15 protein-coding genes are annotated in these 13,239 nt (G+C 72.3%); 11 read left to right on the plus strand and 4 right to left on the minus strand.

Annotated elements, in window-relative coordinates; all coding sequences use genetic code 11:
• The first annotated feature begins 18 nt into the window (after positions 1–18).
• Positions 19–1,818: a dynamin family protein gene (locus AB0F89_RS04185; protein WP_367132707.1), complete on the plus strand. Its 1,800-nt coding sequence runs from the start codon at positions 19–21 to the stop codon at positions 1,816–1,818.
• Positions 1,815–3,182, plus strand: coding sequence for a GTPase domain-containing protein (locus AB0F89_RS04190; RefSeq protein ID WP_367132709.1), 1,368 nt, complete (start codon positions 1,815–1,817; stop codon positions 3,180–3,182). The genes AB0F89_RS04185 and AB0F89_RS04190 overlap by 4 nt, the downstream gene beginning before the upstream one ends.
• A gap of 182 nt (positions 3,183–3,364) precedes the next feature.
• Here AB0F89_RS04190 and AB0F89_RS04195 read toward each other — a convergent pair whose 3' ends face one another.
• Positions 3,365–4,180: a LysR family transcriptional regulator gene (locus AB0F89_RS04195; RefSeq protein WP_367132711.1), complete on the minus strand. Its 816-nt coding sequence runs from the start codon at positions 4,178–4,180 to the stop codon at positions 3,365–3,367.
• Positions 4,181–4,256: 76 nt separating this feature from the next.
• Here AB0F89_RS04195 and AB0F89_RS04200 point away from each other — a divergent pair, with 76 nt between their 5' ends.
• Positions 4,257–5,099 (plus strand): PhzF family phenazine biosynthesis protein, encoded by an 843-nt coding sequence (locus AB0F89_RS04200; RefSeq protein ID WP_367132713.1) that lies wholly within the window; start codon positions 4,257–4,259, stop codon positions 5,097–5,099.
• Positions 5,100–5,139: 40 nt separating this feature from the next.
• On the opposite strand, the gene AB0F89_RS04205 is transcribed toward AB0F89_RS04200, so the two are convergent.
• Positions 5,140–5,571, minus strand: coding sequence for a nitroreductase family deazaflavin-dependent oxidoreductase (locus AB0F89_RS04205; protein WP_367132715.1), 432 nt, complete (start codon positions 5,569–5,571; stop codon positions 5,140–5,142).
• Positions 5,572–5,892: 321 nt separating this feature from the next.
• On the opposite strand from AB0F89_RS04205, the gene AB0F89_RS04210 reads away from it, so the two are divergent.
• Entirely contained in the window at positions 5,893–6,876 is a 984-nt protein-coding gene (locus tag AB0F89_RS04210; RefSeq protein ID WP_367132717.1) for a LysR family transcriptional regulator, read from the plus strand.
• A gap of 33 nt (positions 6,877–6,909) precedes the next feature.
• On the opposite strand, the gene AB0F89_RS04215 is transcribed toward AB0F89_RS04210, so the two are convergent.
• Positions 6,910–7,710 carry an NAD(P)H-binding protein gene (locus tag AB0F89_RS04215; protein WP_367132719.1) on the minus strand — a complete coding sequence of 267 codons (801 nt, stop codon included), beginning with the start codon at positions 7,708–7,710 and terminating at the stop codon, positions 6,910–6,912.
• A 95-nt stretch (positions 7,711–7,805) separates the two neighbouring features.
• Here AB0F89_RS04215 and AB0F89_RS04220 point away from each other — a divergent pair, with 95 nt between their 5' ends.
• From AB0F89_RS04220 to AB0F89_RS04235, 4 genes are all read left to right on the plus strand, one after another.
• Positions 7,806–8,180, plus strand: a complete 375-nt coding sequence (locus tag AB0F89_RS04220; protein WP_367132721.1) for a winged helix-turn-helix transcriptional regulator — start codon at positions 7,806–7,808, stop codon at positions 8,178–8,180.
• Positions 8,181–8,403: 223 nt separating this feature from the next.
• Positions 8,404–9,444: a gamma-glutamylcyclotransferase gene (locus AB0F89_RS04225; protein ID WP_367132723.1), complete on the plus strand. Its 1,041-nt coding sequence runs from the start codon at positions 8,404–8,406 to the stop codon at positions 9,442–9,444.
• Positions 9,445–9,541: 97 nt separating this feature from the next.
• Positions 9,542–10,147 (plus strand): DUF4232 domain-containing protein, encoded by a 606-nt coding sequence (locus AB0F89_RS04230; RefSeq protein WP_367132725.1) that lies wholly within the window; start codon positions 9,542–9,544, stop codon positions 10,145–10,147.
• Positions 10,148–10,933, plus strand: a complete 786-nt coding sequence (locus AB0F89_RS04235) for an alpha/beta fold hydrolase (protein ID WP_367132727.1) — start codon at positions 10,148–10,150, stop codon at positions 10,931–10,933.
• A 96-nt stretch (positions 10,934–11,029) separates the two neighbouring features.
• On the opposite strand, the gene AB0F89_RS04240 is transcribed toward AB0F89_RS04235, so the two are convergent.
• On the minus strand, positions 11,030–11,473 hold the full coding sequence (locus tag AB0F89_RS04240; protein WP_367132729.1) for a hypothetical protein: 444 nt from the start codon (positions 11,471–11,473) through the stop codon (positions 11,030–11,032).
• 199 nt (positions 11,474–11,672) lie between these two features.
• On the opposite strand from AB0F89_RS04240, the gene AB0F89_RS04245 reads away from it, so the two are divergent.
• The 3 genes from AB0F89_RS04245 (at position 11,673) to AB0F89_RS04255 (ending at position 13,238) form a co-directional block, all read left to right on the plus strand.
• The gene (locus AB0F89_RS04245) at positions 11,673–12,587 is read left to right on the plus strand and encodes a hypothetical protein (RefSeq protein WP_367132731.1); all 915 of its coding nucleotides are present in this window, start codon (positions 11,673–11,675) and stop codon (positions 12,585–12,587) included.
• 137 nt (positions 12,588–12,724) lie between these two features.
• On the plus strand, positions 12,725–12,985 hold the full coding sequence (locus AB0F89_RS04250; protein WP_033441123.1) for a hypothetical protein: 261 nt from the start codon (positions 12,725–12,727) through the stop codon (positions 12,983–12,985).
• A 1-nt stretch (position 12,986) separates the two neighbouring features.
• Positions 12,987–13,238, plus strand: a complete 252-nt coding sequence (locus AB0F89_RS04255; RefSeq protein ID WP_367132733.1) for a hypothetical protein — start codon at positions 12,987–12,989, stop codon at positions 13,236–13,238.
• Position 13,239 lies beyond the last annotated feature (1 nt).

Here is a 13,239-nt window from a genome sequence, read left to right on the forward strand (position 1 = left end):
GGCACACTCTGTGACGTGATGTCCGCGCCTTGGCTCGACGTGCTCGACGACACGATCCGGGCTTGCGCTGCGCACAACCGGCCCGACCTGGCCGAACGGTTGCGCGACAAGCGCGCCCGCCAGCTCGACCCCAAGCTCCGGGTGCTCGTGATCGGCGAGCCCGGCCAGGGCAAGAGCCAGCTCGTGAACGCGATGGTGAACGCACCCGTGTGCGCGGTGGGCGACGACGCCACCACCACCGTTCCCACGTTCGTGCAGCACGCCGAGACGCCGTCGGCGGCGCTCGTGCGCGGCGCGACCATCGCCAACACCCCCACCGAGCGCATCCCCGTGCCGATCGACCAGCTCGCCACCGAGGTGGGCCACGGCGGCGACGTGGTGCGCGCCGAGGTCGGCATCCCCCGGGCGCTGCTCGACTCCGGCCTGGTGCTCATCGACACCCCCGGCGTCGGCGACCTGCGGCCCGCGCACACCGCGAGCACGTTCGCCGCGCTGCTCCAGGCGGACGCCGTGCTCATGGTCTCCGACGCCACCGCCGAGCTGACCGGCTCCGAGCTCGAACTGCTCAAGCAGGTCATGACGTCCTGCCCGAACGTCACCGTGGTGCTCACCAAGATCGACATCGCCGCCCAGTGGCGCCGCGTGCTGGAGCGCAACCGCGCCCACCTGGCCCGCGCCGGCGTCACCGCCAAGCTCATCCCGGTGTCCGCGACCCTCCGGCTGCGCGCGGCCAAGACCGGCGACAAGGCCCTCAACGCCGAATCCGGCTTCCCGGAACTGCTGACCTGCGTCCAGCAGGACATCGTCGCCGCCGCCGACGTCCTCGCCCGCCGCACCGTCGCCGTCGCCACCGCGTCCGCGATCAAGCAGCTCGTCACCCCCGTCCGCGAGGAGCTGGCGACCCGCTCCGCCCAGGGCGCCGGGGAGACCATCGCCGCGCTCAACGAGGCGCAGCGCCGCATCGACGAGCTGCGCCGCCGCTCGGCCCGCTGGCAGACCGTGTTGGCCGACGAGATGGCCGACCTGGTCTCCGACATCGAGTACGACCTGCGCGACCGCACCCGCCGGATCCTGCGCGAGGTGGAGAAGACCTTCGAGACCGCCGACCCGGCCCTGGGCTGGGACCGGTTCGAGGCGTGGCTGGAGGACAACCTCACCGAGGCCGCGACGACGAACTTCGCCTGGCTGCTCGACCGGTCCGAGTGGGTGGCGGAGAAGGTCGCCAAGAGCTTCCCGGTCGTCCGCGACGACCTGCTGCCCGAGTCCGTCTTCCCGGACGACGTGCTGGACCGCGTCGCGCCGATGGACAAGCCGGTGATCGAGAAGTTCAGCGTGATGCAGAAGGCGTTCACCGGGCTCAAGGGCTCCTACGGCGGCGTCCTGATGTTCGGCCTGGCCACCAGCCTGGCCGGGATGCCGCTCCTCAACGCCATCTCCCTCGGCGCGGGCGCGCTGTTCGGCGGCAAGTCCATCATGGACGAGGGCGACCAACGCCTGCGCCGCCGCCAGGCCGCCGCCAAGGCCGCCGCCGCGCGGCACGTGGACGACTTCTTCCTCAAGTTCAGCAAGGACTGCCGCGACGCCGCCCGGCACATCCAGCGGAGCCTGCGCACCCACTTCGCCACCCTGGCCGAGGAGCTGCAGGAGACGCTGCTCGAATCGGCCCGCAGCGCCCGCCGCGCCGTGCAGGAGGACAACACGGAGCGCGAGCGGCGCAGCCGTGACGCCAAGCGCGAGCTGGACCAGCTCGTCGGCCTGTACCAACGGGTCCAGGCGCTGGCCGGCGGACAGGCCCCGCCGCTGGGGATCAGCGCGTGACGTTGGAGGACGAGGTCTGGGCGCTGCTGGAGGACGCCCTGGCGGTCTACCGCGACAGCCCCCGCGCCGTCGGCTGGTTGCGCAGCCACCAGGCGCGCTTCGGCGAGCCCGTCCGCGTGGCCGTCGCGGGCGCACCCCGTTCGGGCAAGTCCACCGTCGTCAGCGCCCTGGTCGGCGAGGAGTTCGCCCCCACCGGGACCACCACGTGGTACCAGGACGGCCCCCAGCCCAAAGCCTATGCGGGCCAGTACGAAGTCCCCCTGGTCCGCCGTGACGGCAAGGCCCACGTCGACGCGCCGGACGCCGAGCGCGTGGTGGTCGAGTGGCCGTCCCGGTCACTGCGCGACCTGACCCTGATCGACACCCCCGCCGGCGCGCCCGTCGAGCAGGTCTACGGCGAAGCGGACGCCGTCCTCTACCTGACCCGGCACCTGCACACCACCGACCTGCAGTACCTGCAAACCGCGCACGACCACCCCGTCACCCGCATCGCACCGGTCAACACGGTCCTGGTGCTGGCCCGCGCCGACGAGATCGGCGGCGGCCGGATCGACGCCCTGTCCTCCGCCAAGCAGATCGCCCGCCGCTACCGCCGTGAAGCGGCGGTCACCCCGCTGTGCCAGAACGTCGTCGCCGTGGCCGGCCTCCTGGCGGTCGCCGCCCGAACCGCTCGCCCGGACGAGTTCGCCGCCCTGACCGCCCTGGCCTCCCTGCCGCGCACCGAGCTGGACGAGTACCTGCTGTCCACCGACCGCTTCACCGCCGACGACTTCCCGGTGCGCCTGCCACCCGCCACCCGCCGAACCCTGGTCGACCGCTACGGCATCTTCGGCGTCCGCCTGACCACCACCCTGATCCGCCAGGGCTTCGACACCCAGGTCAAGCTGACCGGCCAACTCGTCCAGCGCAGCGGCCTCGGCGAACTGCGCGACTCGATCGGCATCTACTTCACCGAACGCCGCGAAGTCCTCAAGGCCCGCTCCGCCCTCCTCGGCCTCGACGTCGTCCTCCGCGCCGAACCGAGGCCAACCGCCCTCGCCCTGGCCGCCGCCGTCGAACGAATCCTCGCCTCCGCCCACGACTTCCGCGAGCTGCGCCTGCTCGCCGCCCTCCAGGGCGGTCGCACCAAGCTCCCCGCCGACCTCGACACCGAAGCCGCCCGCCTGGTGGGCGGCCTGGGCACCAACCCCGTGGTCCGCCTGGGCCTGGACCACGAACCAACCGAAACCGAACTGCGCGAAACCGCCGAGACCACCCTGAGCCGCTGGCGCGACCACGCCACCGACCCCACCCTCGACCACTCCCAACGCCGCGCCGCCGCCATCGTCATCCGCAGCTGCGAAGAAATCCTCGCCACCCCCTGACCGACAACGGACCCGCCGCCCACCAGCCGGACTTGAGCGTTGAACTCGCGGTACCTGAGCGTTCGACTCGGTGGTCCTGAACGTTCGACTCGCGGCACGCCGGCGTTCGACTCGCGCCGCTGAACGTTGAACTCAGGGCTCCCCGACGTAGGACTCTCGCGGCTGGGAGGTAGGACACGCGGTCAGGTCAGGGCGGCGGTCACGGCGCGGACGGCGGCCGAGGGGGTGCGGCGGGGGTCGGTGACCAGGAACAGCGTGCTGTCGGGCAGTTCGCGCACCCGCTGCAACGTCCCCGCGTCCAACTGCTCCGCCACCGCGACCCGGGGCAGCACCGTCCACCCCAACCCCGCCACCACGCACGACCGCACCGCCTCGATGCTCCCGAACCGCGTGATGTCGGGCGCCGCCGACAGCTCCCGCACGAACCGGTCGCTGTACGAGCACCCCTCCTCCAGCAGGAAGTACCGCTCGTCCAGCACCACGCCCGGCGCCGACACCAGCTCGATGGGCTCCGCCCCGATCGCGGTCACCTCCAACCCGGGCGCGACGACCGAGTCCTCCAGCACCAGCGCCAGGTCCAACGTGCCGTTGCGCACCCCGGCGATGCCCTGCCGGGTCCCCGACGGCGACAGGTGCACCGAGATCCCCGGCCACCGCATCACCACGTCCGCGATCCGCTGCGGCAACCGGTAGGCGCACACCGATTCGGGCGCGGCCATCCGCACGTCGCCCTCCACCGCCGTGCTGCCGCGCACCGCGTCCCGCAGCCGCTGCTCGGCCGACAGCACCTCGCGCGCGTGCTCGACCGCCTGACGCCCCGCCTCGGTCAACCGCGACCCGCTGGGCAGCCGGTCGAACAGCCGGGCTCCGAGGTTCCGCTCCAGGGCCTTGACCTGGCTCGTCACCGTGGATTGCACGAGGTGCAGCTCCGCCGCGGTGGCGGTGAAGCTGCCCGTGCGCGCGAGCACCAGGAGGGTGCGCAGGAGGCGGGTGTCCACCACATCGACAATACCGATGAGCACCATCACGCAGAATCGTTGGACTCGATACGCCCCGCTGGGGGACGCTACGACCATGACCAGCCCGGACCGGACCCCGCAGGTGCTCCGCTACTCCGCCTTCACCACCGACCCGGCCGGCGGCAACCCGGCCGGTGTCGTCCTCGACGCCACCGGCCTGGACGACGCCCGGATGCTCCGGATCGCCGCCGACCTGAACTACTCCGAGACCGCCTTCATCTTCCCCAAGGGCCCCGAGAACCCCGGCTCCTACGACGTCCGGTACTTCAGCCCTCTCGTGGAGGTCCCGTTCTGCGGCCACGCCACCGTCGCCGCCGCGGTCGCCCTGAACCGACCGGGCAAGCTCGCCTTCCACACCCGCGCGGGCCTGGTCGAGGTCGACACCACACCGGGCACCGCCACCCTGACCAGCGTCCCCACCTCCGCCACCCCCGCCCCGCCGCACGACGTCGCCGAAGCCCTGCGCGCCCTCGGCTGGTCACCCTCGGACCTGGACCCCCGCTACCCCGCGCACTGGGCGTTCGGCGGCGCCCGCCACCTCGTCCTGGCCGTCCGCGACCGCGCCCGGCTGGCGTCCCTCGACTACGACTTCACCGCCCTGGGCGACCTGCTCCGCGCCAACGACGCCGTGACCGCCCAACTCGTGCGCCAACGGGCCGAGGACGTCTTCGACTCCCGCAACCCGTTCCCGGTCGGCGGCGTGGTGGAGGACCCGGCCACCGGCGCCGCCGCGGCCGCGTTCGGCGGCTACCTGCGGGCGATCGGCGAGGTCACCCGACCTCGCTCGATCACCATCCACCAGGGCGTCGACATGGGCCGACCGAGCCTGCTCCGCGTCGAGGTCTCCCCCGACGACCCGCGGGTCACCGTCACCGGCTCCGCAACACCGATCGGCTGACCACCGCTCAACCGATCCCCCGCCCCGGTCCCGGCCCCGATCAGCCCTGGACCCGCTCCAACACCACCACGGGAATCTCGCGATCGGTCTTCTTCGCGTAGTCGTCGTAGGCCGGCCACACCTCGGTCATGAGCTTCCACAACCTGGCCCGCTCCTCACCCACCGCCGTGCGGGCCTTGGCCGTGAACACGTCCGCCCGCACCTGGACCTCGGCCGAGTTGTGCTCCGACAGGTTCCGGTACCAGGCGGGGTGCTCCGGCGCGCCGCCGTAGGACGCGACGACGACGTGCGCGTCCCCGTAGGGCTGGTAGATCAACGCCGTCCGCCGGGGTTGGCCGGACTTGCGCCCGACCGTGGTCAGCAGGAGCGTGAAGACGCCCGGCTGCCACTCGTGGCCTTCCGCGCCACCCGACTCGACGTACTTGCGGATGTGCTCGTTCACCCAGTCGACGGGGCTGTCCACAGCTGCCATGGCCTCGAACCTACCGAGAACGCGGCGGGGCCGCCGGTCGCTGCTCCGCAACAGCGACCGGCGGCCCCGAACGGGGTGGGGACGTCCTCCTCACACCCCCTGGCCCGGCACCTTCCCCCGGCGCTCCCGCTGCACCGCCCGCGTAAGCGGTGTGCGGATCGCCCGGCCACGAGACGTGGCGTGGGACGGTGACGGCCATGGCCTTGATCAGTAGATCTGGCTCGTGCGGCGCATCTGCTCTCCTCACTGCGAGGTCGACTGCCGCAACTATGACGGTCGGCAAGGCTGGCGGCTCATACGAAAGGGGGATAGAAGAGCGTTATGCCCGAGCTTGAGCTACGCCACCTGCGCGCGGTCTGCGCGATCGCCGAAGAAGGCAGCCTGACCAAGGCCGCCTCCCGCCTCGGTCTCACGCAACCCGCGATGAGCGCCCAGCTGCGGACCGTCGAGCGGATCGTCGGCGGCCGGTTGTTCGACCGGACACCCTCCGGCTCCCTGCCCACCGAGCTGGGCAAGCAGGTCGTCGGCACGGCCCGGCTGGTGCTGGACGAGGTCGAGCAGCTGGTGTCGCTGGCCCGGCAGCGGACCGGGACGGGCGCCGCCGGGCCGCTGCTCGTCGGTGGCGTGCCGACGTTGTTCTTCGGGCACTTCGTGGAGGAGCTGCGGCGGGTGATCCCGTGCTCGGAGGTGCGCACCGAGATCATGCCGGGCGCGTCGGACCTGCTGGAGCTGCTGGTGTCCGGCAAGGTGCAGCTGGGCGTGCTGGACCGGTTCGAGGGGCTGGAGCGGCGGGAGCTGCGCGGGCTGGAGATCCGCCGGCTGGTCAGCGAACCGCAGTTCGTGGCGCTGCCGGAGACCGACCCGCTGGCCGAGCGGGCCGAGGTGGACCTGGCGCAGCTCGCCGACCGGGACTGGGTGGCGCCGCCGGACGAGTTCATCGGCAACCGGCTGCAGATCTTCGCCGCGTGCGCGGCGGCCGGGTTCACGCCCCGGTTCACCCACCACGTGAACGAGGCCAGCACCGCGCGCAGCCTGGTGGCCAACGGCGCGGTGTCCTTCGCGCTGCCGCAGTCCCGCAGCGGCGAGGGGATCGTCATCCGGCCGCTGCGGGGCGCGCCGCTGATGGTGGACCTGATGCTGGCGACCCGCCGGGAGGGGCCCGCCGCCGGGCGGGCCCACGACGTGTTCACCGCCGCGGCCAGGGCGTACCGGGCGGTGCTCCCCCGCAACCCCGGCTACGCGCGGTGGTGGGAGGAGCACCCGGAAGCCCACCGCGAGATCGACGCCGCCCTGCTGCTGGACTGACCCCAGACCCCAGACCCCGGACGAGGACGCCGATCAGCCCCGAACGGCGTCCTCGATCGTCGTCGCCGGGCGGCCGATCAGCTTCTCCAGGTCCGGCCGCACCTCGGCCAGCGCACCGCGACCGATGTTGACCTCGACGTCGGCCAGCAGCTCGGCCAGGAAGTCCGGCAGCCCGAACCCCTTCAACCCGGCCACCCGCTCCGCCGCGCCCACCGCCACGTGCGACGTGCCGGCCAACGCGGCCAGCTCGTCGAAGCTCCACGCCCGGGGCCCGGTCAGCTCGTAGACCGCGTTCTCGTGACCCGGCGTGCTCAGCACGACCGCGGCGGCCAGCGCCAGGTCGTCGCGCGACGCGCTGGCGATCCGACCGCCGCCCGCCGCCGTGGTGATCGGGCCGGGGCCGTGCGGCAGGTAGTTCTCGTGGTACATCCCGTTGCGCAGGAAGGTGAACGGGACGCCGGTGGCGCGGATCGCGTCTTCGGTCGCCTTGTGCACCGCGGCCAGGGCGAGCGGCGAGGTGTCGGCGTCGGAGACCGACGTGTAGGCGATGTGCCGCACACCCGCGGCCACCGCCGCCTCCACCGCCCTGAGGTGCCGTCCGACGCGGATCTCGTCCGGGCCGTCGACCGACACCAGCAGCAGCGTCTCCACACCGGCGAACGTCCCGGCCAACGGGCCGTCGAAGTCGCCCGGCCGCACCTCCACCCCCAACCCTTCAGCCTTCTTCGGGTCGCGGACGGACACCGCCACCTGCTCGTGCGGCAGCCGGTCGAGCGCGTGCTTGAGGATCAGGGAGCCGAGGTGGCCGGTCGCACCGGTTATCAAGGTCGTCATGCGGCCGACGCTAGGTCGAGAGCTAACTATTCGTAAGTACCTACCCAAACGTCAGGTACTCACCAGTCAGAAAGCGTGCAGCTAGGCTGCTCGCCATGGTGCTGCGAGGTGACATATACGACCGCAACTGCCCGTCCCGCGCGATCGCGAACCACGCGACGGGCCACTGGGGCAGCCTGGTGCTCGGCAAGCTCCTGGACGGCACGATGCGGTTCAGCGAACTGCGCCGGGCGGTGACCGGGGTGAGCGAGAAGATGCTCGCCCAGACGCTCCAGTCGCTGGAGCGCGACGGCCTGGTGCGCCGTGAAGCGCACCCGGTGATCCCGCCACGCGTGGACTACTCGCTGACCCCGCTGGGAACCCGTGCAGGTGAGCAGATCAAGGAGCTGTTCAGCTGGATCGAGGAGAACCTGCCGGACTTCCTGGCGGCACAGCGGGAGTACGACGACCGCCGAGCCGAGAACGTGTGACAGGTCACGTTCACACCTCCGACCTGTACCGATCCCGCTCGGACCCGTCTCGCCTGCGAACGCTGCCACAGGGCTGACAGGTCGGACCTCTTCGCCCCAGCCGAACTCAACGCCGGGTGAATTCCAGTCGAGGTTTGCCAGAATGGACGCCATGACGCAGCCCTTCACCGACGATAGTCACCCGGCCGAGCCCTATCCGGGAGCTCGGCCGGGACACTGCTTCGTGCACTTGGACGCCTCCGGCTGGCCGGTCACGCCGGACCCGGGCGCCGACTCCGGGTGGCGGGTCGCCCCGGACGGGAAGGACCTGGACGAGTGGCTGGCCGAGCACGGCGAACCACCGCTGTCCGGTCGGATGCCGGTGCTGGCCTACGGCTCCAACGCCAACCCCGCCAAGGTGACGTGGCTGCGCGAAGAACTCGGCCTGACCGGCCCGGCGGTCGTGCTGAGGGCCCGCTGCGACGGGCTGGCCGCCGTCTGGGCCGCCGGCCTGCGCAAGACCGACGGCCAGCGACCGGCGACCCTGGCCGCCGCGCCGGGCGTCGAGGAGGAGCACGCGGTGTGGTTCGCCACCGCCGAGCAGCTGCGGGTGCTCGACCGCTGCGAGGGCCGCGGCCTGCGGTACCGGCTCGTCCGGGTGCACACCGGTCGGGTGACGCTGTTCAACGGCGGCGTGGTGGACTCCGTGCTCGCCTACACCGGCGCGGGCACCCGGCGGATGCCCATGCTGGTCAACGGCAGGCCGGTGCGCTGCGCCGACGTGGACCAGCGCGGCGCGCGGCGGCTCGGCGGCCGACCCGCCGACGGCGACGGCCTGGACGTGACCCCGGTGCACGGCGACCCGTCGCCGGACGACTGGCCCGACCGCCTCTTCGTCTACGGCACCCTCCAGCCGGGCATGGCCGCGTGGCCCCTGGTCGAGCCGTTCACCACCGGCTCCCCGGAACCGGCCTCGCTGCCCGGCACCCTGCACGACACGGGCCGCGGCTACCCGGCCTTCCGCCCCGCCCCCGCCACCCCCACCCTGGGAACCGCCCCGGAAGCCTCCCCCGACGCCCCCGACACCCCTGGCGTCCCCGGCCACGTGCTGCGCCTCGAACGCCCCGAGGACGCCCTCCCCGTGCTGGACGAGTACGAGGGCGACGAGTACCGCCGCGTCCGCGTGACGCTGCCGGACGGCCAGGTCTGCTGGACCTACCTGTGGACCGCCCCCGTCACCGACCTGCCGGTGCTCACCCGGGGCTGGGTCGGGAATCGTCCATGATGCGCCCGATCCGGTGAATTCCTCTCCTATCCACCCAACCGACCGGTGGCTGGGTACGTCCTCCTGGTACGGACAACTTCCCAGCCAGGAGGTGGACATGAGGCGACTCGTGGCGCTCGGCGCCCTCGCGGTCGCGCTCACCGCGTGCGGGAGCACCCAGCCGGTGGCCGACCAGTCGACGATCGCGGTCGACCCGCCGCCGTCGTCGACGACAGCCACGCCGGCGGCGCCACCGCCGTCGTCGGCGCCGCTGACGACGCCCGCGCAAGCGGTCGACCCGGCCTCCGGCAGGTGCGGCGCGGACGTGCTCGCGGCTTCGGTCGAGCCGAGCGACGCGGGCGCGGGCAACCGGTACGGCAAGCTCGTGGTGACCAACAACGGCGGGCGACCGTGCACGCTCAACGGCTACAGCGGCCTGCAGCTGCTCGACGCGTCGGGCGAGCCGGTGCCGACCGACCTCCAGCGCACCCCGGACCCCGGCCCGTCTCCGGTGGTCCTCGCGCCGGGCTCGGCGGCGGTGGCGAACCTGCACTGGACCGTCGTGCCGACCGGTGACGAGCCGGTCGACCAGCCGTGCCAGGAGGAGGCGGCGCGGGCCGCGGCCATCCCGCCGGACGAGACGGAGCCGGTCGACCTGCAGTGGGGCCTCGGCCCGGTGTGCGCCGGCGGGAAGATCGAGATCAGCGCGTTCTACGCTGCCTAGGTGATCGAGTCCAACGTTCCCGGCCACGCCGGCGAGCTCGCCGTCCGCACCTGGCCCAACCTGGATGCCCGCTGGCTCGCCGTCATCGTGCACGGCCACGGCGAGCACAGCGGCAGGTACGACCACGTCGCCGAGGCGCTGGTCGACGCCGGTGCGCTGGTGGTGGCGTCCGACCAGGTCGGGCACGGCGGCTCGGAGGGCGAGCGGGCGCTGGTCGCCGACTTCGACGGCGTGGTGGCCGACGTCGCCGCGACGGTCTCGTCGGCGGCGTCCGACCTGCCGACCGTGCTCATCGGGCACGACACGGGCGGTCTGGTCGCCGCCAGGTACGCGCAGCTGAACCCGCTGTCGGCGTTGGTGCTGTCCGCGCCGGTGCTCGGCACGTGGCAGGGCCTGGACCAGCTCGGCGACCCCGGGGCCACCCGGGAGCCCGTCGACCCGGAGCTGCTGTCGCGCGACCCGGAGGTCGGCAAGCGGTACGCCGCCGACCCCCTGGTGTGGCACGGGCCGTACCCGCGGGAAACGCTGGAAGCGCTGGAACGCGCGCTGGACGAGGTCAACTACGGCCCGGCGCTGGAGCACCTGCCGACCCTCTGGCTGCACGGCGACGCCGACGAACTGGTGCCGCTCGCCGACACCCGGACCGGCACCGACCGGTTGCGCGGACTGCTGTTCGAGGAGCGCGTCTACCCCGGCGCGCGGCACGAGGTGTTCAACGAGACCGAATCCGCCGACGTCATCGCCGACGTGGTCGCGTTCGTCCGGCGGGTGCTGGACCTGTCCTGACGGCCCTCACCGGCACCGTGCACGGCACGGCACGGCCACGGCCGCGGACGTGAACGTGGGGCGGCCGACGCGGTGCCGCCCCACCCCCGTCACGTGTCAGTCGTCAAGCGCCGAGTCGTCCTCGTAGAGGTCGTCGTCATCGAGGTCGTCGTGGTCGCCTTCCAGGTCCTCCTCGTATTCGACGGCGTCATCGTCGTAGTAGTCCGGGCCGTCGGCCGTGGCGGACACGGAACCGGCGTAGGCGCCCTCGGTGTCGGACCAGGTGTAGTGCTCGTAATGGCCGGCGCTGTCGCCGTATGTCCACGAGATCGCCAGCCAGGAACCGGCGCCCTGCGGGCCGGCGGCCTGGAACTGCTCGTAGGCGTAGGAGTTGCCGTAGTCATCCGCGCCCGCGGCTTGGTCGTAGACGGTCGAGCCGTCGGCCGTCGCGGACACGTGGGTCTGGTCGTACTCGACGTCGGCCGAGGCGAGGCCGGCGGCGCCGATCATGACCGGGAACGCGACGGCGCTCGCGGCGACCAGACGGATGATGCTGCGCATGGTGTTACCTCCTTGGCGTAGTGGGCCATGCGTTCACATCGTTACCTCGGACAGCCCCGCACCGACCGTCGCCGACCGCATCGTGTGACGGTGGTTTGAACCAGCGAAAACGTCCTGATCAGGGGCCATCACGAGGGGTGGGCGCAACCCCCTGCTTATGGGTGACATCAGTGGCACTCTCACGCGCTACACGCGGGTCGTGGACAATTCCGCTGCGATGGTGGGAGAAGACCTGGAGCTGCTGATCACCGCGGTGGTGGCGGCCGACGACGAGCGGCAGGCGCACGACGCCTGCGCCGCGCTGGTGCGCCAGGTCGGCGGGCGGGTGGTGCGGGCGACCGACTGCTCCGACGAGGAGCCGGGCTGCTGGTCGGTGACGATCAGCCTGGTCAGCGGCGAGCGCGCGACGCAGAACGTGGCCGGCGCGCTGGCCAGGGCGGTGCGCGCGTTCGTCCGGCGGCTGGGCGACGAGTTCCCGACGCCGCGGGTGGCCTGCGAGCCGCCGACCGCGTGGACGGTGCTGGAGGACCCGGCGCTGCTCGACGGCCTGGTGCCGGGCGCGGAGCGGCTGCTGGTCGAGGCGTGGTCCGGCGGCGACCCCCAGCAGAACAACCCGCAGCGGCAGAGCACCCCGCAGAAGCAGAGCACCGCGTCGCAGGACAACCCGCAGCGGCAGAACACCCCGCCGCAGGACGACACCCCGCCGACCGGGGCTCCGGAAGGCGGCGCGCCGGGCGGCCGAACGGCCGATCCCGACCCGGGTTCGCGGCTGTCGCTGCGCGTCGACGTGGTCGCGGACCGGTCGGCGAACGCGGAGTGGCAGGCGCGGGCGGTAGCGAGCAGGGTCTCCCGCAGTGGCAAGATCACCCGAGTGGCTCCCCACGGGCACCTACTGAGCGTGCACATCGACCTGGGCTCAAGCGTTAATTCCCCCACGGTCGCGCTACACGACGCCGTGTCCGCGCTGGGCCGTTCGGGGTGGTCCGAGATCGGGTGGTCGGCCGGCGCCGGATCGGTGCGCTGGTCAGCGTCACCCGCGCCGACCACGGGCATCGCCGCCCTGGAACTGACAGCGACACCGGCTTCGGCATTCGTGTGGACGGTGCCCGACTGAGATCCACATCGCTGGCCCGATCGAGTGGATTCGGAACGCCACCCGGTCAGCCGATCTTGCTTGTGAATCGTGAAACTTTAGGTACTACTTTCAACTACAGGACTCAGGGCACTTCACCGGAGGGGTCGGGAACCGACATGGCCAGCATCGAAGAGGTCCGCGCCGCGATCGCACAGGCCGTCGAGAAGGCGGGCCAGAGCGTCAACGCGCTGCAACAGGCGGCCGACCTGGCCGAGGACGCGCAGGCCCTGCTGAGCACGGCGACCCAGGGCAGCGTCCAGGCCGACGTCGAGCAGGCGAACGCGCGGTTCGCCGAGGTCGTCAGCGGCGTCTCCGACCTGCAGCAGCACCTCGGCGCCGGGATCTCCCAGGCCGAGAGCATCAATTCCAGGTTGTGACGTGGCCTCGGTAGGCGAAGTCAGGGTCGCGCTCGAACAGAGCTGCGAGTTCCTCCGGGACGCCTACCGCAGCGTCCGGGAGGCCAAGAACGCGTTGGACGAGGCGGTCGACATCCTGCTGCAGGCGAGCGCCGACCACCACGAGTCCCTGGTGCCCGCCGGGTTCGTGGCGGCCGGCGAGCGGTTCGCCGACGAGCTGGAGCTGATCGTCGGCAGCCTGGAACTGGTCCAACGCCTAGCCGTGGAGCTGTGAC

Source organism: Saccharothrix sp. HUAS TT1, assembly GCF_040744945.1.
Classification (GTDB): domain Bacteria; phylum Actinomycetota; class Actinomycetes; order Mycobacteriales; family Pseudonocardiaceae; genus Actinosynnema.